The sequence below is a fragment of the Conexibacter stalactiti genome, from assembly GCF_033542075.1.
In the GTDB taxonomy this organism is placed as follows: Bacteria; Actinomycetota; Thermoleophilia; order Solirubrobacterales; family Solirubrobacteraceae; genus Conexibacter; species Conexibacter stalactiti.
Genome location: NZ_JAWSTH010000235.1, coordinates 1 through 957, shown reverse-complemented (window position 1 = coordinate 957; position 957 = coordinate 1). Strand labels below are relative to the sequence as shown.

The 957-nt window shown below is 79.7% G+C and carries 1 protein-coding gene; it reads left to right on the top strand.

Annotated features, from left to right (window positions below):
• Positions 1 to 957 (top strand): glycosyl hydrolase family 8 (locus R7226_RS31520; RefSeq protein WP_318601526.1); only part of this gene is annotated, 957 nt, incomplete at both ends.

Below are 957 nucleotides of genomic sequence, written 5' to 3'. Positions count from 1 at the left end.
GCCCGCGGGGCCGCGCGCCCCGCCCGCCTGCGCCGCTCGCTGCTGGCCGTGCTCGCCGGCGTCGCCTTCGCGGCCGGGGTCGAGGCCGGCTCCGGCGCGGGCGCGCGCGAGCAGCCGGAACGCCCGCACGTCCCGCGCGAGGTGCGCGCCGCCGTCGAGCGCTTCCTCGACCGCTCGCTGCTGCCCAACGGCCGCGTCACCCGCCGCGACGAGGGCGGCGACACGGTCAGCGAGGGGCAGGCGTACGCGCTGCTGGCGACGGTCGCGGTCGGCGACGAGCGGCGCTTCGCGCGCGTCTGGTCGTGGACTCGTCATCACCTGCTGAGATCCGACGGCACGCTCGCGTGGCTGTGGAAGGACGGCCGCGTCATCTCCGACGGCCCGGCCGCCGACGCCGACCTCGACGCCGCCCGTGCGCTCGCATTGGCTGCCGACCGCTTCGACCGCCCCGCCTACGCCGCCGCCGCGCGACGGCTCGGCCGCGCCCTGCTGCGCGAGCAGACGACGCGCGCGGTCGGCACGCTCGTGCTCGTCGCCGGGCCGTGGGCGCGCGCGAACGCGGTCATCAACCCGTCGTACTTCTCGCCGCGCGCCTACACAGCCCTGCGCGGGCTCGACGGCGACCGCCGCTGGCGCACGCTCGAACGGTCGAGCGCGCGGCTGACGCGCGCGCTGCTGGAGGAGGACGGCGCGGCGCTGCCGCCCGACTGGGCGAAGGTGCTGCCGTGGGGCGTGGTGCCGGTCGGGCCACCCGGCGCGCAGGCGGCGGCGACCGACGCCGCCTACAGCTACGACGCCGTGCGGATGCCGGTCCGGTACGCCGAGTCGTGCACGGCGAGCGACCGCGCGCTGGCGGCGCGGCCGTGGCCGGCGCTGCACGCGCAGGCGACCGCCGGCGGCGGCTACGGCGCCGCGGTCACCGGCCTCGACGGCGCCCCGCGCGAGCGCGGCGCCCAC